Genomic DNA, 25,902 nt, shown 5'->3' on the forward strand with positions numbered 1-25,902 from the left:
AAATGAAACAGGTTCATGTGGTTCCACATATGCATTGGGATCGTGAATGGTACTTCTCCACAGAAGAGTCAAGAATTCTGTTGGTGAATAACTTAGAAGAAATTATGCATCGTTTGGAAACAGATGAGCACTATCCGTATTACGTGTTAGATGGACAAACGTCTATTTTAGAAGATTATTTGGCCGTAAAGCCGGAGAATCGTGAGCGGATTAAACGCCTCGTTCAGGCGAACAAGTTGATCATCGGACCTTGGTATACACAGACGGATGAGATGATTGTTGGGGCAGAATCAATAGTTCGAAACTTGCTATACGGTATTAAAGACTCTAAAGAGTTTGGACCCCATATGGAAATCGGATATCTGCCTGATTCCTTTGGTCAATCTGCTCAAATGCCAATGATTTTGAATGGTTTCGGGATCAAGCGCTCCATCTTTTGGCGTGGAACGTCGGAACGTCATGGGACAAACAAGACTGAATTCTACTGGGAATCGAAAGATGGATCGAACGTATTGGTTCAATTGATGCCACTCGGTTATGCAATCGGAAAGTATTTGCCTACCGAACCAGAGGCGTTAAAGAAACGCATGGATAAATATTTGCCAGTACTTGATCGCGGAGCCACAGGTGAAAACCTTCTCCTTCCAAATGGTCATGACCAGATGCCGATTCAGCAAAATATTACGGAAGTGCTCACCGAACTGCATCGTTTGTATCCTGAACGTGAATTTTTCTTGAGTCGCTATGAAAAAGTGTTTGAGCAACTCGAGAAACAGTTGAATCTTCCGACGATTAGCGGCGAATTTCTCGATGGAAAATACATGCGGGTTCACCGAAGTATCTATTCAACTCGAATGGATATCAAAACGATGAACGCCATCATTGAGAACAAGTTGACGAACACGCTCGAACCATTGATGAGTTTAGCGTATTCCCTCGGCATTGAATATCATCACGGTTTGATCGAATTGATTTGGAAAGAAATCATGAAAAATCATGCCCATGACAGCATCGGTTGCTGTTGTTCGGATAAAGTCCATGCTGAAATCTTCAACCGTTTCTTCATCGCAAACGAAAAAACAGATCAATTGATCACATTCTATAAACGTAGAATTGTGGATTCGATTGACACGAAACGAACAGAAGATAGATTGACGTTCTTTAATTTGAGAAGCATTGCCGAAGAACGTGTGATTCGGACGGAAGTCATCACAAAGTTTGAATCATTCCGCTTAGAAACAGAAGACGGAACGGAAGTACCTTATGAATTGATTCAAAAAGAAATCATTGATCCAGGCTTGATTGATCGCCAAATCGTTCACTACGGCAACTATGATCCGTTTTACAAGTATACAATCGAAGTTCGACGTGAATTGGCAGCACTTAGCTATGAAACCGTATTTGTAGTATCAGAGTCGACGCCAACAGTTGTAGAAGAGACGACAGTATTTGGTCCACAACTGATTGAAACAAAAGTCTATGACATCACGGTCAAAGAAAATGGAACTATCGATTTGCTGGATAAACGATCGGGCGTATTGCACCGAGATTTGTTGTGGCTCGAAGATAGTGGAGATGATGGAGATGAATATGACTATTCTCCGCTCGCAGGAGACAATCCGATCACGACACAATCGAGTCGTCCGATCATTCAAACGACGAGCACATCCAACCGAACAGTTGTCACGATTTCACATGATATGAAGATCCCGCGTGATTTGATGGAACGAAAAGATGGGCGACTGACGAATCTATTGAAGGTTTCACTTGAATTGGTCATTGAACAAAATGATTCAACAATTGGACTCAAAGTAGTCGTGGATAATGACGCAAATGATCATCGCCTTCGCCTTTGTTTGCCAACTTCTGTCCAAACGAATGTTTCGTTTTCCGACAATCAGTTCGGTGAAATCAAACGACCGTTCATCGATGATGCAATTCATGTATGGGAAGAAGAAGGATGGAATGAACGACCGGACGGAATTTTCCCGATGTTGTCTTATGTGGGATTACAAGAAGAATCAGGAAATGGAATGGGTGTCATTACGAACAGCTCACGTGAGTTTGAAGTAATAGAAGAAGGTGAATCGACACTAGCCATCACCTTGTTCCGAAGTGTAGGCGTGTTAGGTAAAGAAGAGCTTGTTCGACGACCTGGGCGACCATCTGGAATCAAATTATCGACACCGGATTCCCAGATGATCGGAACGTATACGTTTGACCTTGCATTCACATCATTGGATGGAACTGAACGTCTCTCTGACTTGGCGAAACGTCATCTTACACCGATTGTGACCTATAACAAAATTCCGCATGATGCGATGAAGCTTAACCCTACCGGACTTTGCTTAAACGCCTCTGCATCGCTTTTTGAAATGGCTGAAAATGGGTTATTGATGAGCACTTTGAAGAAAGCAGAGAACGAAAAAGCGTTACTGTTGCGTGTGTATAACCCGACTGAACATACGATTCCTCTCATGTTTACGAAAGTAGACTTTGATTCATTCACTGAAGTCAATTTGAATGAAGAACCGGTTCGAGACATTACTGAGGTCGTGTCAAACAATCAGTTTAATATCTTACCGAATCAAGTGAAGTCCATCTTGATGAAATAAAACGAATCAGGACATGGATGATCCGTGTCCTGATTGATTTTTATACGGAGGGAATCAACATGTCTGTATTAGTAGCACTTGATTCATTCAAAGGAAGTCTGACATCCGAACAAGCTAACCAAGCTGTAAAAGATGGAATCCGAATGGTCAATCCAAATGAACGCATTGATCTTTTGACAGTTGCAGATGGAGGAGAAGGAACGGTCTCTGCATTACGACATGCATTACAACTCGAAAATCGGGAGCTTGAAGTACTTGATTCACGAAAAAAACAAGTGATGGCGATGTATGGAATCAATCGACAACATCAAACAGCGGTAATCGAAGTCTCGGCGGCGTGTGGATTACCTCAAGTTCCAATCGAAGAACGGAACGCGCGACTTGCGACATCTTATGGGGTCGGGCAACTCATCCTTGATGCAATCAAAGAAGGAAGTCGAACGATTTATGTCGGGTTAGGTGGGAGCGCAACAACGGATGGCGGATTCGGGATGTTACGTGCACTCGGAGGAATCTTCTTCGATGCTAAACAAAAAGAAGTCACTAACGTCGAAAACCTTCATTCTGTGGTTCGCAGTGATTTGTGTGAGCTTAAGAAGAGGTTAGAAGACACAGAGATTGTTCTGGTCTGCGATGTAGAGAACCCATTTTACGGAGAGACCGGGGCAGCGTATGTATATGCACCACAGAAAGGTGCGACCCAAGAGGACGTGTTGTTACTAGATGAGAGGTTGAAACATTTCGCAAAACTGATGGAACGAGATACAGGAGTGGATGTTCAATTATGTGTCGGAAGCGGTGCGGCGGGCGGAATTGCAGGAGCACTATACGCCTATGCCGGTGCTAAATATACATCCGGTGCAGAATTGGTGTTGTCGCTGAACGATGTTCCCGAACGAATTGCCAACTACGCTTTAGTGATCTCGGGCGAAGGGAAAATCGATGAGCAAACCTTAAACGGAAAGCTTCCGTTGATGATTGGAAAGCTTGGAGCGAAAGAACAGATACCCGTAGTGTTACTTGGGGGAAGTGTCAACATCTCATTTGAAAAGTTACAACATACCTCCGTTCTCGCAGCACATTCCATCGCGTCGGGCCCAATGTCTCTCGAAGAGTTAATGAAACCAAAAGTCGCTTATGAACATCTTAAACAGACGGCGGCACATTGCTATGCTACTTTCCAAGCCAGAAAGGAAGGGAACAATGATTCTAAAAGTTGAACCGGTATTTCAAGAGAGAATATGGGGCGGTAGAAAGTTAAGTACTCTCTTTAACTATAAAATTCCAGATGGAAACATTGGGGAATGTTGGGGGATCTCGGCGCATCCGAACGGCATGAGCTACGTTTTGGCTGGAGAATATAAAGGAATGTCTCTAGCGGAGCTATGGAAAAATCACCGTTATTTATTCGGAGAGTACAAAAATGAAGAATTTCCTCTACTCATTAAATTGTTAGATGCGAGGGAGGATTTATCCGTACAAGTTCATCCAAACGACGATCAGGCACAACGTTTAGAAGGTGAACCTTACGGAAAAACCGAATGTTGGTATGTGGTCGATGCAGAACCTGATGCGGAATTGATTCTTGGTCATCGTGCAAAAACAAAATCAGAATTTTTGGAGCGGATTGAGCATGGCCAGTGGGATGACCTCTTATGTCGCATGCCGGTAAAAAAAGGTGATTTCATCTATGTTCCAAGTGGTACGATTCACGCGATTGGAAAAGGAATCGTTATTCTTGAGACACAGCAGTCATCAGACACGACTTATCGGGTATATGATTTTGATCGTGTCGACGCGACGGGAAATCTTAGAGAATTACATTTAGAAAAAGCATTAGCTGTCACGAACTTCCCGAATGAACAGGTAGTCATTGTCCCAGAAACAATAAAAGTTCCTGAGGGCACAATTACAACGTTGGTTGAAACGAATGAATTCAATGTCTATCATATGAATGTTCAGACAGGTTTCAATCTTTCGTCATTGAATCGTTTTCGACTCATATCGATTTTAAAAGGGAATGGTCAAATCGATGGAGTGGATGTTCAACAAGGTGATCATCTCATCGTGACTGCACATCATCAATCGTTGTCGGTTGTTGGAACTATGGAGTGGATTACGAGTGATTGTATCCTGTAAGATTTAAGACATCGGAGACGGTGTCTTTTTGTGTTAGGAATGATGAGGAGGGAATCATGAAAGAAGCAGAATATAAGATTTTTTATTGTAATGTAGAGTTGGCGCTCGATGTGATGGGGGGGAAATGGAAACCACTTATCATCTATCACGTAGGCGGTGCTGGCGTGATCCGATTTGGAGAATTGAAACGTAAAATTCCGAACATCAATGAACGAGTACTCTCTCGTCAACTCAAAGAACTAGTAGAAGCAGATCTCTTGGCTAAAAAAATATATGACGAAGTTCCACCACGTGCAGAATATTCTCTTAAGGAGGCTGGCGAAGCGCTCTTACCCATTTTAAAGCAATTAGGATCGTGGGGAAAAGATTATCAAGATGAGCATCAATATGGAGAAATTTATTTCGAAGAAGAATATGACGCATAACCGTAGTCTGTACAAAAGTGTCCGTACGGATAAAGAAGTCCGTACTTGTAGGCGGGTAATATGAGTCCTATACTAGGCGCATATCAAGTTTTAAAAATCGAAAAAGGAAGTGTAGATATGCAACTGGTTAAGACATTAAACAATCGATACTCAACAAAAGAATTTGATGTATCCAAGCAAATTTCTGAAGCGGACATGGAGTCAATCAAGTCGCTACTCCAACTTTCTCCATCATCAACGAATGTTCAGCCATGGCATTTTGTGCTTGCGACAACTGAAGAAGGAAAAGCGCGTGTCGCAAAAGCAGCGAATGGATTCTATAGTTTTAATGAATCGAAAGTGACAAATGCATCTGCCGTCGTTGTATTTGCATCTAAAACGGAAATCACAGAAGAGTATCTTCAACATGTGACGGACAAGGAAGATGAGGATGGGCGTTTTGCGGAACAGGAATTCAAGCATGCTAACCACGCAGGGCGAAAGATTTTTGTCGATATGCATAAATACGATTACAAAGACTTATCTCATTGGACTGAAAAACAAGTCTATCTGAATTTAGGTTCGTTTTTACTTGGTGTCGCGTCATTGGGAATTGATGCGATCCCAATGGAAGGATTAGATATGAAAATGTTAGACGAGGAGTTCTCATTACGGGAAAAAGGCTTCACTTCTTGTGTTGTCGTATCACTCGGATATCGTTCGGAATCTGATTTCAATGCAGACTTACCAAAATCACGTCTTGATTTAGCTGAAATCATTGAGGAAGTGTGATGAAGATTCTCGTTACCGGTGCCACAGACGGAATCGGACTAGCGACCTCCAAACTTTTGATTGAGGAAGGTCATGAGGTTTTGGTTCATGGTCGAGACGAGCAAAAACTAGCGGCCGTCGTGCGAGAATTAGACTCTAGTCATGTCACTTCATATATTGCCGATCTTTCGAAGTCAGAGGACGTCATGTTATTCGCTGACCGACTACTAAAAGAACATAATTCGATTGATGTCCTGATTCATAATGCTGGAATTTATGAGGCACAGCCACGACTTGGGGAGAACGGATGGGATCTTCGCTTCATTGTGAATGCGATAACACCTTATGTTTTGACTAAGAGACTGTTGCCGTTACTTCCAGTAACAGGACGAGTCGTCAACGTGTCATCTGCTGCCCAGGCACGATTAGACTACGGGGCGTTACGAGGTCATTCACCTATCACGGACGGTGACGCATATGCACAAAGCAAACTGGCAATTACGATGTGGACATATGAGTTATCAAAAAAATACCCTCAGACTTTCGTAGCGGTCAATCCAAAATCCTTGTTGGGTAGTAAAATGGTGAAAAGTGCTTATGGAATCGATGGTCATGATTTGATGATTGGAGCGAAAGTCTTGCGTGATGCCGCTACTTTAGATGAATTTGAAGGTGCGTCAGGAAAATATTACGATAATGATCGTGAGCAGTTTGCTGAAGCACATCCAGATGTTTACGATGAAGAGCGCAGACAGGAACTCATGGAAACCTTGAATTCCATTTCGTATCTTTAAGTTCACGTCATTCAGCGATTATTGTATCATTCTTGGCGGCGCAGCTTTTCCGCGTAAACGGAGAGATATAAGTTCGGAAGATGCCAACGATGATATCTCTCGGGCCTTTCCTATTCTTCAACCCTTTTCATAACTAATACTTTGTCAATATAAAGAAGCCCTCGCCCATAAAGGCGATGGCTTCTTCTCGTTAACTACTCATTTGATTTGATACATCCATTTTTGGAAGACTGACCGTGAAAATGGAACCTTTGCCGATATTCGATGCGGCGTGGATCGTGCCACCATGACCTTCTGCGATTTCTTTACAAATCGCGAGGCCAAGGCCTGTACCTCCGATTTTACGGCTGGCTGAATTGTCGACGCGATAGAACTTATCAAACAACTTCGACAGCGCGGCTTGTGGAATCCCGATTCCATGGTCCTCAATCGAAATATCAATCCAATCCGGTCGTTCACATGCGACACGTACATGGATGTCTCCACCACTTGGAGAGTACTTCACGGCATTATGAAGCAAGTTCGTGAAGAGTTGTCCGAGTCGTGTCCGATCTCCATATACATAGACGTCTTCTTGACAATCAAACGTGATGCGATGATGTTGACTGGCACCTTGATGAATGGCGATGGCCTGTTTCAGGATTTCCGATAGGCGCTCCGTCTCATTGTGGTACGTCTGTTGTCCTGATTCCATTCGCTGAACATCGAGCAAGTTGGAAATCAAATCCTCGAGACGTAACGTTTCCTGATGGATCATCCCTAAATATTTCTCCGAACGTTCGGGAGACAGTTGTCGGAAACGAAGAAGTTCGGTGAATCCGATGATACTCGTGAGCGGCGTGCGGAGTTCATGGGAGACGGTCGAAACGAGTTCGGTTTTCAAACGATCGACCTCAGTCTCATGCGTCACATCACGGAAGACGAGCATCGTGCCGTGGCGTGTCCCTCTCAAATAAATTTTCTCCGCATACATTTGAATGAAGCGCTCTTCCTGATTCATCGAGAACGTGACGCTCTCTTCTTTACACTGTCCATCGAATGAACGTTCCATGAATGCAAAAAAGGCATCCTTTTGGTCGACCTGCAGCCCGAGTTCTTCAAGACTAGCATCTAAACGATATAAATCGACTTCATTTCGTTTTGTGATCGGTTGATTGAATAAGACGAACAACGCTTGGTTCGCCACTTTTTCGCTTGTCGCGTGCTCGACATAGATGACAGCATCTCGAATCGAGTGGAGAAGGCGAGCTGTCTTTTCACGCTCTTCCTCAATCCGATAACGCTGATGCGTAAGCGAAGTCGCCATCTGACGGAATGATGTCGTCAATTGACCGACCTCGTTTTTAGATTGAACCGTGATTGGCGTGACCGGTTGCTTCTCTCCGGCAAGACGCTTACTGTTTTCAATTAACTCTTGGAGTTGACCGGTCAAGCGTCGGACGTAAGGGCGGGCGACGATGAAGAGAATGAAGAGGACTCCGAGTAAGGAGAGGAGCCAGAGGGCCTGTGCCCATTTCGTATGTGTCGCAAGTTGAGCACGGAGCGCATCCTCTTCTGCGTTCAGTGAGTTCCGATATTCCGTGAAGACGCTCTCCATATCGACGATGCTCGCGCTCATATCCGCGGCACTTTTCGAGTTGATTTTAAATTTTCGATCCGCCGGCGGCTCTTTTTGAGGGTTTACTTTCCCGAGCGTTGGCATTTTTAAGAAGGGTTCGGTCACGCTTCCGCTCCGCTTTCCTTCTACATAACGTTCAAGGCTTGGCATGACGCGTTCCTGATAAGCGACAAACAGCGTACGCGCATCGCTCGCATACGTTTTTTCCTTATCGGTCACGGCGTTCTGTTCGAACCAGGTCGTCTGTTCGTCAATCAAGACTTGTTTATCTTGTACGCGCTCTAGCATCGCATCGTCTCCGAGGAGTACATAGCCGCGCATTTCATATTGCATCGACTGCCATGTCTCGAACAATTCGGTCGCATTCGTGCGCCGTTCACTAATGTTCTCGAGCGATGACGTCGTCTGTTCGATTTGGTTTTCCGTATACACATATACGGCAAGTGACGTGAGGAGGATCAGCCCGATGAATAAGTAGAAGACGAACAAAAATTGTCTTCCGATCCGCTGGTCAATCCATGACTTCATAAAGACCGTTCCTTTCTAGAATGATGAACATTCCGACTGTGACTAATATCCTACGAGTGTCGTTCTTTCATTGTACAGATTCAAACGTTTAGATGCTATATATTGAGAAATCAGGGGAATGGATACTATTATATATTGAACAGTAGTGAATGATATGCTATTGTTCTATGTATAGTAGGGGGTGGGATCATGAATCCTCAATTCAAAAAGGGCGTACTCAACCTTTGTGTACTGGCGCTTGTGGCGGAACAAGACCGCTATGGCTATGAACTCGTCCAAGCGATTTCAGCCAAAGTAGCCATTTCAGAGGGTGCCGTCTATCCATTGTTACGTCGACTGACGACAGAGGGCTATTTCACAACTTATTTAACCGAGTCCGGGGAAGGGCCTCCGCGAAAGTATTATCAGATTACGGAACAAGGAAAAACACATTTGGCTGAGTTGCGAGCGGAATGGGATGTATTCACGAACGGCGTCAATGACTTAATCCGAGGGGGAGACGACAGATGAATGAAGAACAGTACTTGTCAGAGCTTGAGCAGTTATTGATGAACGTGAAGGTGAAGGATCGCCTCGATATTTTACGAGACGTGTCTGAATATTTCACGAGCGGTCGATTAGAGGGTAGAAGTGATGAGGAGATGGCACGCGAGTTAGGGGAACCGAGCGTACTCGCCTCGGAACTACTCGCTTCTGTCGATTTTGAAGTATCGGAATCGACACGACCGCCTGCGGTTGTCAAAAGCTCGACCGTAGCCTTTCAAAGTGTCCTCATCCAAGTACAGCATGCACAGGTGTTCGTCACGCCATCACAAGACGGCTATGCGTATGCGACGCTCGAAACGGAGACCGACCATGGGGTTGTGATGGACATCGTCGGGGACACGCTTGAGATTCGGATTGAATCCGAACGTCGTTTCGGTCTCTCTGACCTCTTCTCGTGGTTCGGGTCGAAAGCACCGGTGCTTCGAGTCGAGCTGCCGCATCACGCCTATCATCAGATTCAATTGAAAAACCGCCACGGTTCGAGTGATGTACAAGATCTTCAAGCGGAACGGTTACACGTGGAGAGTGAGAACGGTCGAGTCATCGCGCATCATATTCAGGCACGCCAAGGTGTGCTTCGTACATCGAACGGACAGGTGCTCGCGTCGAGTTGTCACGGTCACGATTGGGAGCTCCATTCCTCAAACGGTCGCGTGGAAGCAAAACATTCTCAACTAGAACGGATCAACATCCATTCCTCGAATGGTCGAATCGATGTCGATCACGTCATGGGGGCAATTGATGCCAAAACGTCAAACGGTCGAATTGACTGTATCGTTCAATCGATTCAATCACCGATTCGATTGAAGACAAACAATGGGAAGATTGACTTGCACGTCGAGGAACGTCCAGAAGATGTGACGATTCGGGCGAAGTCGCGGAACGGAAAAGTCAATGTATTCGGAGAGCGGTCGAAAGAGTGCGTGTTCGGTGAAGGATCGATTGATGTGAAATTAACAAGCTCGAACGGAAGTGTCACCGTATCATGATTAACATAGCCCCTCCATCAATCGATGGAGGGGCTATACTTATAAGTCATGCACTAAGATATAGGCGACTCGAACGGGTCCATGGACACCAACGATCAGGTTCATCTCAATGTCGGCCGAGTTCGACGGACCGGAGATGAAATTGACACCGTTCGGGGAACGGAGGTCATCTCGGTCGAGTTCGGCAAGTTGTTGTGCCGTTTGCGTCATACGTGGAACAAGGACAGATTTCGGGATGATTGCGATATGGTCTTGCGGTAACAGACTGATCGTTCGTGATTTGCCAGGCTTCGCATATTGAACGATTGTCGCACTTTCCGCAAACGCCGCATCCGCAATCGTAATGCCGATGTCGGCACGGGCGGCCAGCTCTCGACTCGCTTTCGGTTGTGACGAATCCCACCAAGCGAACGTCTCACTCGTTGTGGGTGCCCAAGCGGAAATTCGTTCATCGTTCTCCGCGAGGATCCGTGTTCCTTCGTAGCGTTCAATCAAGAGGCGGAGCGTATCATTAAGATGCGTGGATTCACATTCGACCAAATCGGTATGGATTCGTGTCGCGACCATGCGAAACGTTTCAAGTAGCTCTTCTTCGCTCGCATCTTTTAACACGTCGTCTTGTGGGCGATGTTTGTACTCGCGTTTCGGTGGGGTGAGGTCGACCTCACGACCGAGCTGTTTGGCGATTCGTTGTAAAAAGTCTTCACGGTTTGTGATTGTGCCAGGATTCATTCGACGTTCCCCCGTTTCTTAAACCAATCTCGGACGGTCTGTTTGTTCGGTTGCGGCAAGTCTTTGGAGTCCGTCCAAGCAGGTAACCCTTTTTCAATCTGACCAGATGTGGCGAACGGTGATGTCGCAAACGGTGCGACGTGTTCCGCGGCTTCGAATAAGAAAGGACTCGATGCCGTGACGGCAAATCCTTTCATCGCAATCCGCTCCACGAATGGTGATTGTCTCTTTTCTTCTACGATGACACGACGGTGTTCAATCAATAGCTCGTGTAGCGGAATCTTCACAGGGCATGCCTCTGTACAGGCACCGCATAGACTTGACGCGTAAGGGAGCTCTTTGTAGTTTTCGTATCCGTCTAGGAGTGGGGCCAACACGGCACCGATTGGACCAGGATAAATTGACCCGTACGCATGCCCACCGATATGGCGATAGACCGGACAGACGTTGATGCATGCCGCGCAACGGATGCATTGCAGGACCGATTGGAACTGTGTACCGAGAATGCCAGAACGTTTATTGTCGACGATGACGAGATGGAATTCTTCCGGACCATCGACTTCGCCGACCGCACGCGTCCCGGCGAATGTCGTGATGTATGACGTGAGGCGTTGACCGACCGCGCTTCGACAAAGCATATTGACGAGTACCTCGAACTCTTCATAAGATGGGACGACGCGTTCCATCCCCATGACAGAGATGACCGTATCAGGAAGTGACGTCACCATGCGTCCATTTCCTTCATTGGTTACAAGCCCGACGGCTCCACTCTCCGCGATGGCGAAATTACAACCGATGATGCCGACTTCTGCCTTCAAAAAGTCTTTCCGGAGTTCTTGTCGTGCGTAGCGTCCGAGCTCGGTCGGATCGTTCGAACCCGTATATCCGTGAGCAGTGAACGTCTCATGGACAGCGTCACGGTCTTTGTGTAGGGCAGGGGCCACGATGTGAGACGGTGGATCTTCGTCGAGTTGTAAAATCCATTCCCCAAGGTCGGACTCGACGACGGTACATCCTTCTTCCTGGAGTGCCTCGTTCAATCCGATCTCTTCTGTGACCATCGATTTTGATTTCACGACATGTTTTGCTTGTTTCGAACGAACGACTTCTCGAATATAGCGGTTCGCTTCTTCTGGCGTTTCTGCAAAAAAGACGCTCCCGCCTCGTTTTGAGACGTTCTCGCTCAATTGATACAAGTAATAATCGAGATGTTCGAGCACGTGTTGACGAATCTCTTCCGAATGATCGCGAAACGCTTCCCAGTCTCCAAGTTCACCCGCAGCATTCAACCGTCCATCCCGCAGCCGATTTTGAGCCGAACTGACGGCTTGACGCATGAACGCATCCTCAATCCCGTCCTTCCGACGGTCTTGAAACTTCTCATCTAACCGAATCCCCATGCTCATGCTTGCTTCACTCCTTCGTTCAAGACTTCGGCAATGTGCATCACTTTGATCGGATGCCCTTGCTTATGAAGACGTCCGCCGATGTTCATGAGACAAGACGCATCCGCCCCGATCAAAACGTCTGCACCGGACTGTAAAATCGATTCGACTTTCTCATCTACCATCTGGACCGACACGTCTGGCATTTTGACGGAGAACGTTCCTCCGAACCCGCAGCAGTTATGTACGTTTGCGAGAGGAACCATCGTCAAGCCGTCGACGTTTCCGAGTAATTTCCCTGGCGCGGCTTCGATTCCGAGGAGGCGGGTCATATGGCAGGAGGCATGATAGGTCGCTGTAGCGGGAAACTTGGCGCCGACATCTGTGACTTCGAGTACGTCAACGATGAACTGCGTCAGTTCGAACGTTTTGGCGGCATGTGCTACGGCACGAGGACCCCACACTGGATCATCTTGGAACAAATGTGGATAGTCGCGCATCATCATGACACATGACCCTGATGGTCCGACGATATATTCCGCATCTGCCTGTTCGAACGTTTCAATCATGTGCTTGGCGATTTTCTTTGTCTCCTCATGGTAACCACTGTTATAGGCAGGTTGCCCACAGCACGTCTGTTCAAAAGGGAAAGTCACCTCGCACCCTAAATGTTCGAGCAGTTCGACTGTCGCTTGTCCGACGGATGGAAACAACGTATCTGATAAACAAGTGACGAATAAAGCTACATTCGGCATAGCCATTCCTTCTTTCTTCTCATGATAGCGATTTCAACGTCATTATTTCATAATACGTAGGAAAGTGACAGAAAAATGGGGAGAAAAACTGATTTATTTGTAAAATCCTGTCTAATTGATAACGTATCTCACTGAACAGACATTCATCTATTTTCTGATATAAAACAGGAAGGAAGCACGTATAACAGAAAAAGATCCTCGTCATATGGCGAGGATCTTGCATCTAAATTATAGGAAGAACATTTCCAAGATGAAAAGTGCGCCGAACAAATAGATGAGCGGATGGACCGTCTCTTTGTTCATCGCTTTGAAGATCGGGTACAAGATGAACCCGAACGCGATTCCGCGTTCGATGCTTCCTGAAAGCGGCATGATCAAAATCGTCATGAATGCCGGGAAGTATTCGCTAAAGTCGCTCCAGTCGATATAACGGACGTTCGTCAACATGAGAGCCCCGACGATGATGAGTGCAGGAGCTGTAATCGCTGCAACGCCGGAGATGGCACCGATGAGCGGGCTAAAGAAGAGCGTCAGTCCGAACAAGCCGGCAACGACAGCCGTTGTGAGACCGGTACGTCCACCTTGTGCGACACCAGCTGCAGACTCGATGTATGCAGTCGAAGGACTCGTTCCGACGAGTGAACCACCCATTGTGGCAAGCGAGTCGGCAAAGAGTGCACGGTGACCATTTTCAATCGTGCCATCTTCCTTTAAAAGACCGGCTTGTTTCCCGACACCGACAAGTGTACCTGTCGTATCGAACAATGTGACGAGGAAGAACGAGAGGACGGCACCGAATAATCCATATTGGATGACATCACTAAATGCTGTCACTGGGTTGACCATAAGTCCTTCTGGAAGTGTCGGCATTGCCGTGACACCATTGATTTGTAAGATGTCCATGAAGTAAGCCGCGATTCCAGTGAGCAGCATCCCAATCAATAGTGACCCTGGGACATTGCGCGAGAAGAGAAGTGCCGAGACGATTAAACCACCGAGTACGAGTAATACTTCTGGCGAAGAGACGTCACCGAGACGCACCAAGTTCGCCTCATCAGCTACGATCAAGCCTGATAACTTCAATCCGAGCGAAGCGATAAAGAGACCGATTCCGGTCGTGATGGCATGTTTCAGAGAGGTCGGGATTGCCTGAATCAGTTTCGTCCGGATTGGCGAAAGCGACAAGATTAAAAAGAAAACGGAAGAGACGAAGACGACACCGAGTGCTGCGGACGGTGCAATTTGTTCTTGGGCGACGAGTGTGTACGCGAAGAAGGCGTTGAGCCCCATACCAGGTGCCACAGCGATCGGCAAGTTCGCATAAAACGCCATCAAGCCTGTCCCGATGAGGATGGCAATGATCGTCGCCGTGAACGCTTGAGCGAAAGGGATTCCGGCGTCAGATAAGATGGCCGGGTTGACGACAGAGATATATGCCATCGTCACGAACGTTGTAATCCCTGCAGTGACTTCCTGTTTAACATTCGTTCCATGTTGTTTCAGTTTAAAAATATTCATCGATAAAACTCCTTATTTCGGTCTATTTCCGAACAATAATTGAAAATAATGATCAAATTAACGTTATCAACTTGATGACTATACAAAAATGTTTGATTCGCGTCAATTGTTTTGAGTAAAAAACATCAAAAATGATTAGGTGGTATAAAAAATGTTCGGAAATAAACTTTTTTACAAAATATGCTTGCTCTGAAACGCGTTTCAGAGGATACGGTATAGACAAAGGGAGGGGAACCGATATGAAACCGACAACGTGGAAGACATGGTGCAGTGGAATCGTATACGAACTCGTCATCAATCAGTTGTATACACCGTTCGGGAAAATGTTGTGTAGCCGTTTCCGTGAAGAGTTTCTTCATTTGCCGTTAGAAGAGCGCTTCCGCCTCGTTCAGGCGATTCGAAGTCAAGTCGTCGAAAGAGGTGACAGTCAGCAAGCAGAGTGGGTACACTATATGCAAAGACTGACAAGTTGAGGTGAGACGAATGGCAAACATTCGAGATATCGCAAAGCACGCTGACGTATCGGTGACGACGGTCTCGCGCGTCTTAAACGAGCATCCGTACGTATCGAAGGAAAAACGGACCCGTGTCCATGCGGCGATGAAAGAACTCGGGTATTTGCGGAATCAACAGGCGTTGACGTTGTCGACGGGAAAAACACAGCGTGTCGTCGTCATCTTACCTTATATGGATCATCCGTATTACGGTCTCTTCGTCAACGGGCTTGCGAAAGCGGCCCTCGAGCACGATTACCGTCTCGTCATGTGGCAGACGGAGTATAAGTTGAGTGAGGAGCGACAAGCACTCGATTTATTGAAGCATCGCGAAGTCGATGGGGCGATCGTCTTGTCGCACGAAATGTCCTTTAAGGAAATGGAGACGTATCGTGCGTACGGACCGATTGCCGTAGCGACCGTAGGCGCACCGGAGACAATCTCATCCATCCATGTCGACCATTATGCGTCGTTCGTGTCAGGTATTCATGTGCTACAGGAGCATGGATATGAAGAGATTGGAATCATCTTGTCAAGAAGCCACAGTCCGAGCTCCCTTGCGCGTCAGCAAGCCTATTTCGATGAAGTAGCGCATGCGCGTGAGCAATGGATTTGGACCGGTTATTTGACGAGTGAGGACGGCATTCGGTTAGCAGAAACGTTCCTCTCTCAAAAAGAGCGTCCTCGAGCGCTCTTTTTCTCGTCGGATTATGTCGCACTTGGATTTTTGGGGGAGATGCAACGGCGGCAAGTCGCCATTCCTGAGGAAGTCGCCATGCTTGGATTTGACGGGCATCCGATTGGTAGGGCGTTTGGGTTATCGACGATGCTTTCTCCGAATGAACAGATTGGTCGCCATCTGTTTGAAACGACGCTCGCTGAGATGAACGGGGCTCAACCTGAAACACGTGGAATGACGGTGAGCTATCAAACCGGGACGACACTTTAGGCAACTTCCTCGCTCGACTCTTTTGAAACGTTTAGAATGAAAGAAGTAGTCGAGAGGAGGAAATGTTATGAAGATTCAAGTAACAGAAGAAGCGCTCCAATGGTTCAAAGAAGAGATGGAAGTCGAAGCGGGTCAAACGGTACGTTTATTCGCAAAATACGGGGGTTCGACAGACTTAACGCACGGTTTTTCCGTGGGAGTCATCACAGAAGACGTGAACAATGCGGCTGTTGAGACCGAAGAAGACGGCATTCGTTTCGTTGTGGCGGAACAAGATGAGTGGTTGTTCCAAGGACAAGACGTGAAAGTCGAACTTCGCGGAGAAGAAATCGTCTTCGTTCAAGCCTGACGTTTCAGTTTGTTTACGTTTGATGAAATGTCGTTTGACGAAATCTGGCTTGGGGAACAGATTACGACAAGTCGGATTTTCGAAAGGATGACACGATATGTCAGACAAAGAAAAGCGTGAACAAGAAGAAAAAGAGAAGTTGAAACGAGATCAACCGGACATCTCCCACGAAGAGGATTCAAAAGGAGATCATTCCGACCTCGAAGAGACAGATGAAGATGAACAATCATAAGAGCCGACACGGCTCTTTTTGTTTGGGAATTGAAAGAAATGCCGTGGGCGTTATAATGGATAAGGGAAAACTATTTAGTGAGGAGAATGAGATATGAGTACAGTACTAGTCTTCGGACATAAAAATCCAGATACCGACACGATCACATCAGCGCTCGCCTATGCCGAGTTGAAAAAGAAATTAGGGATGGACGCAGAGGCAGTCCGTCTCGGTGAAGTGAACGGGGAAACACAATATGCACTCGATCACTTCCGCGTGAAAGCACCACGTTTGATTGAAAGTGTGAAAGGTGAGGCCGAAGAAGTCATCTTAGTCGACCACAACGAGTTCCAGCAAAGTGCGGACGGCATCGAAGACGTGCGAATCCTTGAAGTCATCGACCACCACCGCATCGCGAACTTCCAAACGGCAGACCCGCTCTACTATCGTGCAGAGCCAGTCGGATGCACAGCGACAATTTTGTTGAAATTGTATAAAGAGCACGGCGTTGAGATTGCAGCGGATATGGCCGGTTTGATGCTTTCAGCAATCATCTCAGATTCGCTTCTCTTCAAATCACCGACATGCACGGACGAGGACATCAAAGCAGCGAAAGAACTTGCAGAAATCGCTGGCGTCGATGTGGAAGCATACGGACTTGAGATGCTCAAAGCCGGTGCGGACCTTAGCCAAAAAACGATTGAAGAGCTCATCTCACTCGATGCGAAAGAATTTGCGATGGGCGACTATCGCGTCGAAATCGCACAAGTGAACACGGTCGATGCGAGCGATGTCTTGAACCGTAAAGAGGAAGTCGATGCAGCCATCGCTAATACGGTTGCAGCGAAAAACTTAGACTTGTTCGTCTTTGCCATCACGAACATTTTGACGAACGATTCAGAAGCAATCGTCGTCGGACCAAAGCCAGAACTCTTCGAACAAGCGTTCAACGTGACGCTTCAAAACGGATTGGCGACACTTCCGGGCGTCGTTTCGCGTAAGAAGCAAATCGTGCCATTCTTAACGGAAGCGGCGACAAAATAAAAACTCGAAGCATTAGCCTCGAGCGAAACTGCAGACGTTCATACGTCTGCAGTTTTTTATTTTAATTCATTTATTCATCATAAAAAAGACCGGACACTGAAGTCCGATCTTAAGATGATTTTGTTTGTCTTCCGTACGTCCCTAAGCGCCATAGCTTCTCAAACGGTCCGTAACGGTGATTTTTTAGCCACCACATCGAGAAGATGGATTGGACAATTAAAATAGCGATGCTTAGGAACAATCCTTCGGTCAAAGAGAGCGTACCGTATGCTCCGAGCGCAATCACAGGGACGAAGACGATGAGCGTATGTGTCAAATAGTTCGTAAGCGCCATCCGTCCGAGCGCTTGAAGTGGGGCGAACGTGCGACCCTTTCGAACGGCTATCGTAAATAGGCAGACATATGTCGTGGCGAGTAACTTCCCGGAAATCAAGACGGCGAACAAGTTTAACCAGAAATAAGGATACCCTTCACCATAATGATGCCAAATGATTACGCCGAAGAACGGGAGGGCAAGGATAGCACAGATGATGGCCGTTCGTGTTAACCCTTCTAGACGCCATGTCAGGAGTTTTCGTTCACGTCCGATATACAGTCCGAATAAGAATAGACTGAGAATCTCGAAGCCGACAACGAACGAGTTGGAGAAGGCGTTAAAGATTTCAACAGAATACCGATAATCGAACCAGGCACCAAACCCTTGATTATACACATCTGGGAACGGGATACCACCATAATAGCTTCCGCCCATGCTCCATTCATTCAGCGCGGAAGTTCCGTACAATAGAAGGATACTTCCAATCAGTAATCCCCAAGCCCATGTCAGAATGGCACGGTTACTCAACTTATAGAAAAGAGGAAGCAGCAAGCCCCACATCGCATATGTATGTAGGATATCACCTGACCAAATCGCCAAGTGTGCCAGACCGAACAAGAAGAGAATCAAAATCCGGCGTATGTAACGACTGACCGATTCGCCTCGGGCGTAAGAACGCTCGAGGAAAATCGAAAAGCCGATCCCAAATAAGAGGGAGAAAATCGTATAAAACTTCGTCTGCACGAACAAGTCGAAGAGGGTGCGGACGAACAAGTCGCTCCCATAATAGTCGGGGCGACCGAACATCCAGTCGCTCCCGAGCATACTCGGGATATTGACGAGGAAAATGCCGCAGAGGGCAAACCCTCGGATAATGTCATACAAGATAATCCGTTCATTCGTTTGAATTGGGCCAGCCATACGACACGTCCTTTACTGAATTAGAATACTTTCGTCGTCCACGACTCACAGTTCCAGACGTCTGTGACGATATCTTCATAGAATTCTGGCTCGTGACTGATGAGGAGGACACTACCCTTGTACTCTTTCAACGCACGCTTCAACTCTTCCTTCGCATCGACGTCCAAGTGGTTCGTCGGCTCATCGAGTAAGAGTAAGTTTGTCTCGTTGTTAAGGAGTTTGCAAAGACGTACTTTCGCCTTTTCTCCACCACTGAGGACGGAAATCTTACTTTCGATGTGCTTCGTCATGAGTCCACACTTCGCAAGCATCGCGCGTACTTGTTGTTGGTTGAGTGACGGGAACTCGCTCCAAATCTCTTCGATACACGTGTTGTTGCTCGTTGCCGCTTCTTGTTCGAAGTACCCCATTTCAAGAAACTCGCCGCGTTCGACTGTTCCTTCAAGCGGGTTGATCAAGCCGAGTAAACTCTTCAAGAGTGTCGTCTTCCCGATTCCGTTCGCTCCGACGAGGGCAATCTTTTGACCGCGCTCCATTTGAAGGTCGAGCGGGCGTGAGAGCGGCTCGTCGTAACCGATGACGAGACCTTTCGCATCAAAGATGAGACGTCCTGACGTACGGGCCTGCAAGAAGCGGAATTCCGGTTTCGGACGCTCCGCGCTCAATTCGATGACATCCATCTTATCGAGCTTCTTCTGACGCGACATCGCCATGTTCCGTGTCGAGACGCGCGCTTTGTTTCGGGCGACGAAGTCTTTCAAGTCGGCAATCTCGGCTTGTTGACGCTTATAAGCTGCTTCAAGCTGTGAGCGTTTCATCTCGTATACTTCCATGAACTTGTCATAGTCTCCGACGTAGCGATTCAACTCTTGGTTCTCCATATGGTAGACCAAGTTGATGACACTATTTAAGAATGGGATATCGTGTGAAATCAAGATGAAGGCATTGTCATAGTTTTGGAGATAGCGCTTCAACCACTCGATGTGTACTTCATCCAAATAGTTGGTCGGCTCATCGAGGAGCAAGATATCTGGCTTCTCGAGAAGCAACTTCGCGAGCAATACTTTCGTACGCTGTCCGCCTGACAAATCTGTGACGTCACGGTCGAGACCGACGTCTAAAATACCAAGACCACGTGCGACTTCCTCTACTTTCGCATCGATGATATAAAAGTCGTTCGAGTCGAGCGTCTCTTGAAGTTCACCGACCTCAGCGAGCATGTCTTCCATCTGTTCAGGTGTCGCATCTCCCATCTCCATGTAGAGTTCGCCGATGCGCGTCTCCATGTCGATCAAGTATTGGAAAGCACCTTTCAAGACGTCACGAATTGTCATCCCACGCTCAAGTACCGCGTGTTGGTCGAGGTAGCCGACACGGACATTTTTTGCCCACTCGATTTTCCCCTCATCCGGTTGCAGTTTGCGTGTGATGATGTTCATGAACGTCGATTTTCCTTCACCGTTCGCTCCGACGAGACCGATGTGCTCTCCTTTTAAGAGACGGAAAGAGACATCGTTCAAAATAGCGCGGTCACCAAAGCCGTGGCTTAAGTTTTGTACCGTTAATATACTCATAATTCGTTTTCGTTCCTTTCAAAGTAAACTACCCGATATTGTAGCATGAATCCAATCAAATTAGTACGCCAGTCCGACTGACTCCCTTATATGTTCATCCTCTTCGATGGCGTGAAGCATGAACTGGGCGACATCTGCCCGTGAGATGTGCTTCCCGTTCTCTGGCACCTCATCGATGGCCGTGCGGTACGTTGAAGTACGCGGACCGTCTGTCAATTGCATCGGTCGCACAATCGTATAATCGAATGACGAGTTGCGCCATAAGTCCACGGCTGCCCGATGATCGCGGAGCGGTTTCCGGAGCATGAACGTGATGGCTTTCCCCGCAAGTCCCGGAATCTCATTGTCGATACCCGCTGAAGCCAAATAGATGACGCGTGAGATACCATTCGCTTTCATCGCCGGGACGAGTTTGTCCGTGACACTCGCTAAAAAATCTGGGTCGCTCAAATCCGTTCCGAGGCAACTGACGACCGCATCATGACCATGCATCGCTTCTGTTAACGCATCGATGTCATATAAGTCGCCTTCGATGATTTCGAGTTGTGGGGTCCGAATCAGCTTTTTCTGTTCCCGTACGAACGCGGTGACATCATGACCGTGCTCGATGGCTTGATCGACGAATTGATGTCCGGTCCGACCGGTTGCGCCTAATACGAATAACTTCATAAGGGCAGGGCTCCTCTCTCATATCCAATACATACAGTATACAGCAGTTTCAGAAAAATCGAACATTTCACCGTTTGATTTCAACCTATTGCATTTCTCGCCAGCTCGTCTACAATAAGGTCTATCTTATAAAAATAGATTCGCACTCGTATATCAGCGGAAATATGGTCCGCAAGTCTCTACCGAACTACCGTAAATGGTTCGACTACGGGTGGCGCTTGTCGTATGCTGTCGTTGATTTCCATGCGGTTCGTTGCCTCCCGATGAGGGGTGACGAATCGCATTTTTTTATGGAGGGAAAACAATGAAGCAATTAGAAGACAAAATCCGTGAAGAAGGTCGTGCCTTATCCGACCAAGTGTTGAAAGTTGACGCCTTCTTGAATCATCAAGTCGATCCCGTCCTCATGCAAGCCATCGGCAAAGAGTTTGCAGAGCGTTTCAAAGACGCTAACATCGACCGAATCGTCACACTCGAATCGAGCGGAATCGCACCGGCGATGATGACGGCACTTGAAATGGGCATTCCGTTCGTATTCGCTCGTAAACGGAAATCGCTGACGCTTCAAGACGACCTCGTTGAAGCGGACGTCTATTCCTTTACCAAACAGGAGACGAACCGTATCAGCTTGAGCCGACGCTTCGTCTTACCAGGTGAACGCATCCTCGTCATCGACGATTTCCTCGCCAATGGCGAGGCGGCACTCGGATTGACACAACTCGTGGAGGTGGCAGGTGCGAAGGTCGCGGGTGTTGGTATCGTCATCGAAAAGTCGTTCCAACCAGGACGTGATAAATTGATCGAGCGTGGCTATCACGTCGAATCGTTGGCACGTATCGCAAAATTAGAGAAAGACCATATCTCATTCGTGGAGGTCGCGCGATGAATACATTCAAGACGGCAAGTTTAGGGTTTCAACATCTACTCGCCATGTATACGGGAGCAGCGATTGTACCGCTCATCGTTGGGGGCGCCATCGGTCTTGGGACGACCGAGCTCGCTTATCTCGTAGCGATTGATTTATTCATGTGTGGGGTGGCGACGTTGTTACAAGTATGGACGACACGCTTCACGGGTGTCGGATTACCGGTCGTCCTCGGATGTACGTTCACGGCGGTCGGTCCGATGATCGCGATTGGAAGCGCAAATGGAATTACAGCCATTTACGGCGCATTGATTGCGAGCGGATTGATTGTCATCCTCATTTCTGGCTTTGTCGGGAAGTTGGCACGCTTCTTCCCACCGGTCGTTCTCGGTTCGGTCGTGACCATTATCGGTCTATCGCTGATTCCGGTCGCTATCAACGATATTGGTGGCGGGATGCCAGGGGAACCTGGATTCGCATCCATGCAAAATCTCGGATTAGGTGGTTTGACGATTTTACTCATTCTCATCTTGAACCGTGTCGGTACTGTCTTCACACGTGCCGCTGCTGTCCTCTTTGCCGTACTAATCGGAACGGGGGTCGCCGCTTCGCTTGGTCTTGTCGACTTCAGTCCTGTCCGTGAAGCCAGTTGGTTCCAAATGGTTCAACCGTTCTACTTTGGGATGCCGACATTCGATGTGTCCGCCATCCTCGTCATGACGCTCGTCGCCATCATCTCGATGATTGAATCGACCGGTGTGTTCTTGGCGCTCAGTGACATCACGAAAAAGCCAATCGGTGCAAAAGAATTGACGAAAGGGTATCGTGCGGAAGGCGTCGCGACGATTCTCGGAGGAATTTTCAACAGCTTCCCATACACGACGTTCAGTCAAAACGTTGGATTGGTCCAATTGTCGGGTGTGAAATCTCGTCGCGTCATCTTCTGGACAGGTGGGTTACTCATCTTGCTCGGATTCCTCCCGAAAGTGGCCACGTTCACGACGTTGATTCCAAAACCTGTTTTAGGCGGAGCGATGCTCGTCATGTTCGGAACAGTCGCTGCTTCCGGTATCCGCATTCTCAGTCAGGTCGATTTTTCGAAAAATGAGAACTTGATCACAATCGCACTCTCGATTGGTGTCGGGCTCGGCATTACGGCAAACCCAGCGATTGTCGCCAACATGCCGGAATGGCTTCAATTGTTCACAGATAGCGCCATCGTAGCAGGTTCGTTCACAGCGCTCCTCTTGAACGGTTTCTTCCGCATGATGGACCGTTTCCGTCCCACGACGATTATTGCCGAGGAACGGCAAGTCAGCTAGACTGAAGGAAATAGTAGTCTAGGAGGAGTCATGAATGGGGAAAACTGCACTTGTCGTAGGCGCGACCGGCTTGATTGGCCGCGAATTGGTAGAACAGTTGTTAGAAAGTGACCGTTATGAGGCGGTCTGGATTGTCGTCCGTCGCTCGAAGCGTTGGAGTCATCCGAAGTTACACGAGGTCGTCGGCTTCGAGGAGATGGATGCGGCACTTCCACACATCGATGACGTATACTGTGCACTCGGTACGACGATTGCGGTCGCCGGCTCGCAAGAGGCGTTCAAACAAGTTGATTTGGAGTTGCCGCTTGAAGTCGCTCGTGTCGCCAAAGCACACGGTGCGACACGCTATGCGGTCGTATCGGCACAAGGCGCATCGCTACGTTCGTCTTTCTTTTACAACCGGGTAAAAGGGGAGCTCGAAAACGGATTGCGCATCTTCAACTTCCATCATCTCATTATCGCGCGTCCGTCGTTGTTACTTGGAGAGCGTGATTCATTCCGACTCGGTGAGAAAGCTGCCGAGGTCGTCAGTCGGCCGTTCCAGTCACTGCTTGTGGAAAAGGCACCGGAAGTCGCACCGATTCAAGCGCTGCATGTTGCGCGTGCGTTGATCATGGCGTCTGAAGAAGGTGAAGGCATCGAAGTATTGACGTCGGGGATGATGCAGAGGATGAGCCGATGAACCCATTGACGAAGAAACGAACGAAAGCGGTCCTGATCGATAGTGTGATCGCAGGTATCGTCAGCGTTGGTGTGGAACAACTCGTGCGCAAGAAAGTGAAGAGTGAGTTTGTGCATGCGGTCGTCACACCAACCTTGCTGACGTACGCGATGGAAGCCTGTCAAATGCGTCGAGGTGGACAAACGATCGGTTATAAACTGATGGGACTCGAGTTAAAAAATGACGACGGCACCGATGTCACGGCGAAACAGGCGCTACAGCGCGCCTTATACCGAGATACGTTGTCAGCGGTTCGGTACTGGAAAGACCGTGAGCATTTTGAACAAGAAGAAGGCGCCGTGTTACCGCACGATGCCCGTTATCATATGCATGTAAGCGAAAAGAACTGACCGATTGGGTCAGTTCTTTTTTCAATCCTTGATTTTACTTAAAATGGCCGTCGTCAAAGCGACGATTGTGCCGAGGACGAGTCCGTTTGAAAAGACGGTCGCAAGGAGCGGCGGTAAATCATTCATGGAACCGGGTGGCAAGAGCATCGCTCCGGCACCAATCACGAGCGGAAGCCCGACCGTGAGAGAAGCCGTTGATTGTTTTAATTCGAAGGCAGCCTCATTGATTCCGATGATGATCATCGTCGCGATAAGTGGTGTCACGATCGCATAGCCGACAGCGGCTGGAATGCTCGCGATTAACGAGACGAATGGACCGATGAGTGCCAACCCCATCATGAGGGTGTGGGCGATCAAGTGAGGCGCACGCTGGACGCTCTCCGTCGAAGAGAGGAAACCGGCCGTCCCTGAGATGGCGACAGGACCCGGTGTACCGAACAGACCGGCCACGATTTGACTGATCCCACTGGCGACACCAGATGCGGGAACGTTCCCTTTGACCTCTCGCTTTTCACGAGAGCTGACAATCCGTTCAATTAACTTGATGTTCGCGAGGACGTTCGTCATGAGAAGCAAGGTGATGACGAAAGCCGTTGGCAACAAGTTCCAATCCCATACCCAGTTTCCGAACGGAAGAAGTTCCGGTACGAGGAAGAAGGATTCTGAACGAACGATTGGGTTTCCGAGGTCGAGTAAATGAAACAGACCGAATCCAACAAATAGCGTCATGACGAGTCCATATTGTTTGAAGCGACTTTGCTCGAGGGTGAGCGCAAACAAGACTAGACCAGCCGTCGCGACGGCTTGGACGATGTTGATTCCGTCTTCCGTCACCCCGAAGCCCCCTTTAATGACAGCCCCTGATAACTGGAGGACGAGTAAAATCATATAGACGCCGAGCACTTGTGGTGTAAACAGGGAAAGCATTCGTCTTAAAATACCGGTGACGGTCAACAACACACCAAGGATCCCACTCAAGAACAACATAAATCCGAGTGCCTGCAACGTCTCTTGCTGACTTCCGTATAGGGCTGGACCGATGGATGCGTATAAGGTGAAGACGCCCCACCAAATGCCGGCAGGACCTTCGAGTATCGGGAGGCGGTGTCCGAGCAACGTTTGGACGATGCTAAAGAGTGCGAAGATGAAGAGTGAGCGGGATATGAAGGTCATCGTCTCATCTGGTGACAGTTCAAATAATGCGGCGATGGAGAGTGGTGGTACAATATTTGTAGCTAAAATAAAAATAAACCACTGAATCGTCGTGGTTACATTACTTCTGGTCATGGTGTCCCCCTGATCATGCTTTTTCTTATTAGTGTA

The 25,902-nt window shown here is 47.8% G+C and carries 26 protein-coding genes and 1 riboswitch; of the genes, 17 read left to right on the forward strand and 9 right to left on the reverse strand.

Features of this window, described 5'->3' with window-relative positions; all coding sequences use genetic code 11:
• Window positions 1-2 precede the first annotated feature (2 nt).
• The 6 genes from mngB (at window position 3) to KNO75_RS11445 (ending at window position 6,723) form a co-directional block, all read left to right on the forward strand.
• Window positions 3-2,615, forward strand: coding sequence for a mannosylglycerate hydrolase (gene mngB / locus KNO75_RS11420; RefSeq protein WP_214790248.1), 2,613 nt, complete (start codon window positions 3-5; stop codon window positions 2,613-2,615).
• 59 nt (window positions 2,616-2,674) lie between these two features.
• A complete protein-coding gene (locus tag KNO75_RS11425; RefSeq protein WP_214790250.1) occupies window positions 2,675-3,835 on the forward strand; it encodes a glycerate kinase family protein in 1,161 nt (386 codons plus the stop codon).
• The gene (gene manA, locus KNO75_RS11430; protein ID WP_214817943.1) at window positions 3,819-4,754 is read left to right on the forward strand and encodes a mannose-6-phosphate isomerase, class I; all 936 of its coding nucleotides are present in this window, start codon (window positions 3,819-3,821) and stop codon (window positions 4,752-4,754) included. Before KNO75_RS11425 ends, manA begins: the two co-directional genes overlap by 17 nt.
• A gap of 56 nt (window positions 4,755-4,810) precedes the next feature.
• Window positions 4,811-5,179 (forward strand): winged helix-turn-helix transcriptional regulator, encoded by a 369-nt coding sequence (locus KNO75_RS11435; RefSeq protein WP_214790252.1) that lies wholly within the window; start codon window positions 4,811-4,813, stop codon window positions 5,177-5,179.
• A gap of 117 nt (window positions 5,180-5,296) precedes the next feature.
• On the forward strand, window positions 5,297-5,950 hold the full coding sequence (gene nfsB / locus KNO75_RS11440; RefSeq protein WP_214790254.1) for an oxygen-insensitive NAD(P)H nitroreductase: 654 nt from the start codon (window positions 5,297-5,299) through the stop codon (window positions 5,948-5,950).
• Entirely contained in the window at window positions 5,950-6,723 is a 774-nt protein-coding gene (locus tag KNO75_RS11445; RefSeq protein ID WP_214817940.1) for an SDR family NAD(P)-dependent oxidoreductase, read from the forward strand. Before nfsB ends, KNO75_RS11445 begins: the two co-directional genes overlap by 1 nt.
• Before the next feature lie 190 nt (window positions 6,724-6,913).
• Here KNO75_RS11445 and KNO75_RS11450 read toward each other — a convergent pair whose 3' ends face one another.
• A complete protein-coding gene (locus KNO75_RS11450; RefSeq protein WP_214796039.1) occupies window positions 6,914-8,869 on the reverse strand; it encodes an ATP-binding protein in 1,956 nt (651 codons plus the stop codon).
• A gap of 189 nt (window positions 8,870-9,058) precedes the next feature.
• Between KNO75_RS11450 and KNO75_RS11455 the strand changes: the two genes are divergently transcribed.
• Both KNO75_RS11455 and KNO75_RS11460 read left to right on the forward strand, forming a co-directional pair.
• Window positions 9,059-9,379: a PadR family transcriptional regulator gene (locus KNO75_RS11455; protein ID WP_214790262.1), complete on the forward strand. Its 321-nt coding sequence runs from the start codon at window positions 9,059-9,061 to the stop codon at window positions 9,377-9,379.
• A complete protein-coding gene (locus tag KNO75_RS11460) occupies window positions 9,376-10,404 on the forward strand; it encodes a DUF4097 family beta strand repeat-containing protein (RefSeq protein ID WP_214790264.1) in 1,029 nt (342 codons plus the stop codon). Before KNO75_RS11455 ends, KNO75_RS11460 begins: the two co-directional genes overlap by 4 nt.
• Window positions 10,405-10,443: 39 nt before the next feature.
• Here the strand turns inward: KNO75_RS11460 and KNO75_RS11465 are convergent, their stop codons facing one another.
• From KNO75_RS11465 to KNO75_RS11480, 4 genes are all read right to left on the reverse strand, one after another.
• Window positions 10,444-11,136 (reverse strand): LutC/YkgG family protein, encoded by a 693-nt coding sequence (locus tag KNO75_RS11465; protein WP_214821858.1) that lies wholly within the window; start codon window positions 11,134-11,136, stop codon window positions 10,444-10,446.
• Window positions 11,133-12,536 (reverse strand): LutB/LldF family L-lactate oxidation iron-sulfur protein, encoded by a 1,404-nt coding sequence (locus KNO75_RS11470; protein WP_285800817.1) that lies wholly within the window; start codon window positions 12,534-12,536, stop codon window positions 11,133-11,135. The genes KNO75_RS11465 and KNO75_RS11470 overlap by 4 nt, the downstream gene beginning before the upstream one ends.
• A 2-nt stretch (window positions 12,537-12,538) precedes the next feature.
• Window positions 12,539-13,276: a (Fe-S)-binding protein gene (locus tag KNO75_RS11475; RefSeq protein WP_214821853.1), complete on the reverse strand. Its 738-nt coding sequence runs from the start codon at window positions 13,274-13,276 to the stop codon at window positions 12,539-12,541.
• 228 nt (window positions 13,277-13,504) lie between these two features.
• Complete coding sequence (locus KNO75_RS11480) at window positions 13,505-14,788, reverse strand: NCS2 family permease (RefSeq protein ID WP_214790463.1); 1,284 nt, start codon at window positions 14,786-14,788, stop codon at window positions 13,505-13,507.
• 245 nt (window positions 14,789-15,033) lie between these two features.
• On the opposite strand from KNO75_RS11480, the gene KNO75_RS11485 reads away from it, so the two are divergent.
• From KNO75_RS11485 to KNO75_RS11500, 5 genes are all read left to right on the forward strand, one after another.
• Window positions 15,034-15,267, forward strand: a complete 234-nt coding sequence (locus KNO75_RS11485) for a hypothetical protein (protein WP_214790272.1) — start codon at window positions 15,034-15,036, stop codon at window positions 15,265-15,267.
• Between the two features lie 10 nt (window positions 15,268-15,277).
• On the forward strand, window positions 15,278-16,237 hold the full coding sequence (locus KNO75_RS11490; RefSeq protein WP_214821851.1) for a LacI family DNA-binding transcriptional regulator: 960 nt from the start codon (window positions 15,278-15,280) through the stop codon (window positions 16,235-16,237).
• Between the two features lie 67 nt (window positions 16,238-16,304).
• Window positions 16,305-16,586: a HesB/YadR/YfhF family protein gene (locus KNO75_RS11495; RefSeq protein ID WP_074034990.1), complete on the forward strand. Its 282-nt coding sequence runs from the start codon at window positions 16,305-16,307 to the stop codon at window positions 16,584-16,586.
• Between the two features lie 97 nt (window positions 16,587-16,683).
• Window positions 16,684-16,818 carry a hypothetical protein gene (locus tag KNO75_RS15120; RefSeq protein ID WP_256441184.1) on the forward strand — a complete coding sequence of 45 codons (135 nt, stop codon included), beginning with the start codon at window positions 16,684-16,686 and terminating at the stop codon, window positions 16,816-16,818.
• Between the two features lie 93 nt (window positions 16,819-16,911).
• Entirely contained in the window at window positions 16,912-17,841 is a 930-nt protein-coding gene (locus KNO75_RS11500; protein WP_214790278.1) for a manganese-dependent inorganic pyrophosphatase, read from the forward strand.
• 109 nt (window positions 17,842-17,950) lie between these two features.
• On the opposite strand, the gene KNO75_RS11505 is transcribed toward KNO75_RS11500, so the two are convergent.
• The 3 genes from KNO75_RS11505 to KNO75_RS11515 are packed head-to-tail and all read right to left on the reverse strand — an operon-like array spanning window position 17,951 to window position 21,321.
• Window positions 17,951-19,078: a DUF418 domain-containing protein gene (locus tag KNO75_RS11505; RefSeq protein ID WP_214796047.1), complete on the reverse strand. Its 1,128-nt coding sequence runs from the start codon at window positions 19,076-19,078 to the stop codon at window positions 17,951-17,953.
• Between the two features lie 20 nt (window positions 19,079-19,098).
• Window positions 19,099-20,652, reverse strand: a complete 1,554-nt coding sequence (locus KNO75_RS11510; protein ID WP_074034179.1) for an ABC-F family ATP-binding cassette domain-containing protein — start codon at window positions 20,650-20,652, stop codon at window positions 19,099-19,101.
• 60 nt (window positions 20,653-20,712) lie between these two features.
• A complete protein-coding gene (locus KNO75_RS11515) occupies window positions 20,713-21,321 on the reverse strand; it encodes an NAD(P)-dependent oxidoreductase (RefSeq protein ID WP_214796049.1) in 609 nt (202 codons plus the stop codon).
• A 126-nt stretch (window positions 21,322-21,447) separates the two neighbouring features.
• A riboswitch (purine riboswitch) is annotated at window positions 21,448-21,549 on the forward strand.
• Between the two features lie 76 nt (window positions 21,550-21,625).
• Here KNO75_RS11515 and KNO75_RS11520 point away from each other — a divergent pair.
• The 4 genes from KNO75_RS11520 to KNO75_RS11535 are packed head-to-tail and all read left to right on the forward strand — an operon-like array spanning window position 21,626 to window position 24,579.
• Window positions 21,626-22,207: a xanthine phosphoribosyltransferase gene (locus KNO75_RS11520; protein ID WP_214821849.1), complete on the forward strand. Its 582-nt coding sequence runs from the start codon at window positions 21,626-21,628 to the stop codon at window positions 22,205-22,207.
• Window positions 22,204-23,508 (forward strand): nucleobase:cation symporter-2 family protein, encoded by a 1,305-nt coding sequence (locus tag KNO75_RS11525; RefSeq protein WP_214821848.1) that lies wholly within the window; start codon window positions 22,204-22,206, stop codon window positions 23,506-23,508. Before KNO75_RS11520 ends, KNO75_RS11525 begins: the two co-directional genes overlap by 4 nt.
• Window positions 23,509-23,542: 34 nt before the next feature.
• Window positions 23,543-24,190, forward strand: a complete 648-nt coding sequence (locus KNO75_RS11530; protein ID WP_214790286.1) for an NAD(P)H-binding protein — start codon at window positions 23,543-23,545, stop codon at window positions 24,188-24,190.
• On the forward strand, window positions 24,187-24,579 hold the full coding sequence (locus KNO75_RS11535) for an RDD family protein (RefSeq protein WP_214821847.1): 393 nt from the start codon (window positions 24,187-24,189) through the stop codon (window positions 24,577-24,579). The genes KNO75_RS11530 and KNO75_RS11535 overlap by 4 nt, the downstream gene beginning before the upstream one ends.
• Window positions 24,580-24,600: 21 nt before the next feature.
• Here the strand turns inward: KNO75_RS11535 and KNO75_RS11540 are convergent, their stop codons facing one another.
• The gene (locus KNO75_RS11540) at window positions 24,601-25,866 is read right to left on the reverse strand and encodes a purine/pyrimidine permease (protein ID WP_214821846.1); all 1,266 of its coding nucleotides are present in this window, start codon (window positions 25,864-25,866) and stop codon (window positions 24,601-24,603) included.
• Between the last annotated feature and the right edge of the window lie 36 nt (window positions 25,867-25,902).

The sequence above is a fragment of the Exiguobacterium sp. s35 genome, assembly GCF_018617535.1.
Lineage (GTDB): Bacteria > Bacillota > Bacilli > Exiguobacteriales > Exiguobacteriaceae > Exiguobacterium > Exiguobacterium aestuarii.

Coding starts and splice junctions, on each gene's coding strand:
- mngB (WP_214790248.1), top strand. CDS start 3: ATGAAACAGGTTCATGTGGTTCCACATATGCATTGGGATCGTGAATGG.
- KNO75_RS11425 (WP_214790250.1), top strand. CDS start 2,675: ATGTCTGTATTAGTAGCACTTGATTCATTCAAAGGAAGTCTGACATCC.
- manA (WP_214817943.1), top strand. CDS start 3,819: ATGATTCTAAAAGTTGAACCGGTATTTCAAGAGAGAATATGGGGCGGT.
- KNO75_RS11435 (WP_214790252.1), top strand. CDS start 4,811: ATGAAAGAAGCAGAATATAAGATTTTTTATTGTAATGTAGAGTTGGCG.
- nfsB (WP_214790254.1), top strand. CDS start 5,297: ATGCAACTGGTTAAGACATTAAACAATCGATACTCAACAAAAGAATTT.
- KNO75_RS11445 (WP_214817940.1), top strand. CDS start 5,950: ATGAAGATTCTCGTTACCGGTGCCACAGACGGAATCGGACTAGCGACC.
- KNO75_RS11450 (WP_214796039.1), bottom strand. CDS start 8,869: ATGAAGTCATGGATTGACCAGCGGATCGGAAGACAATTTTTGTTCGTC.
- KNO75_RS11455 (WP_214790262.1), top strand. CDS start 9,059: ATGAATCCTCAATTCAAAAAGGGCGTACTCAACCTTTGTGTACTGGCG.
- KNO75_RS11460 (WP_214790264.1), top strand. CDS start 9,376: ATGAATGAAGAACAGTACTTGTCAGAGCTTGAGCAGTTATTGATGAAC.
- KNO75_RS11465 (WP_214821858.1), bottom strand. CDS start 11,136: ATGAATCCTGGCACAATCACAAACCGTGAAGACTTTTTACAACGAATC.
- KNO75_RS11470 (WP_285800817.1), bottom strand. CDS start 12,536: ATGGGGATTCGGTTAGATGAGAAGTTTCAAGACCGTCGGAAGGACGGG.
- KNO75_RS11475 (WP_214821853.1), bottom strand. CDS start 13,276: ATGCCGAATGTAGCTTTATTCGTCACTTGTTTATCAGATACGTTGTTT.
- KNO75_RS11485 (WP_214790272.1), top strand. CDS start 15,034: ATGAAACCGACAACGTGGAAGACATGGTGCAGTGGAATCGTATACGAA.
- KNO75_RS11490 (WP_214821851.1), top strand. CDS start 15,278: ATGGCAAACATTCGAGATATCGCAAAGCACGCTGACGTATCGGTGACG.
- KNO75_RS11495 (WP_074034990.1), top strand. CDS start 16,305: ATGAAGATTCAAGTAACAGAAGAAGCGCTCCAATGGTTCAAAGAAGAG.
- KNO75_RS15120 (WP_256441184.1), top strand. CDS start 16,684: ATGTCAGACAAAGAAAAGCGTGAACAAGAAGAAAAAGAGAAGTTGAAA.
- KNO75_RS11500 (WP_214790278.1), top strand. CDS start 16,912: ATGAGTACAGTACTAGTCTTCGGACATAAAAATCCAGATACCGACACG.
- KNO75_RS11505 (WP_214796047.1), bottom strand. CDS start 19,078: ATGGCTGGCCCAATTCAAACGAATGAACGGATTATCTTGTATGACATT.
- KNO75_RS11510 (WP_074034179.1), bottom strand. CDS start 20,652: ATGAGTATATTAACGGTACAAAACTTAAGCCACGGCTTTGGTGACCGC.
- KNO75_RS11515 (WP_214796049.1), bottom strand. CDS start 21,321: ATGAAGTTATTCGTATTAGGCGCAACCGGTCGGACCGGACATCAATTC.
- KNO75_RS11520 (WP_214821849.1), top strand. CDS start 21,626: ATGAAGCAATTAGAAGACAAAATCCGTGAAGAAGGTCGTGCCTTATCC.
- KNO75_RS11525 (WP_214821848.1), top strand. CDS start 22,204: ATGAATACATTCAAGACGGCAAGTTTAGGGTTTCAACATCTACTCGCC.
- KNO75_RS11530 (WP_214790286.1), top strand. CDS start 23,543: ATGGGGAAAACTGCACTTGTCGTAGGCGCGACCGGCTTGATTGGCCGC.
- KNO75_RS11535 (WP_214821847.1), top strand. CDS start 24,187: ATGAACCCATTGACGAAGAAACGAACGAAAGCGGTCCTGATCGATAGT.
- KNO75_RS11540 (WP_214821846.1), bottom strand. CDS start 25,866: ATGACCAGAAGTAATGTAACCACGACGATTCAGTGGTTTATTTTTATT.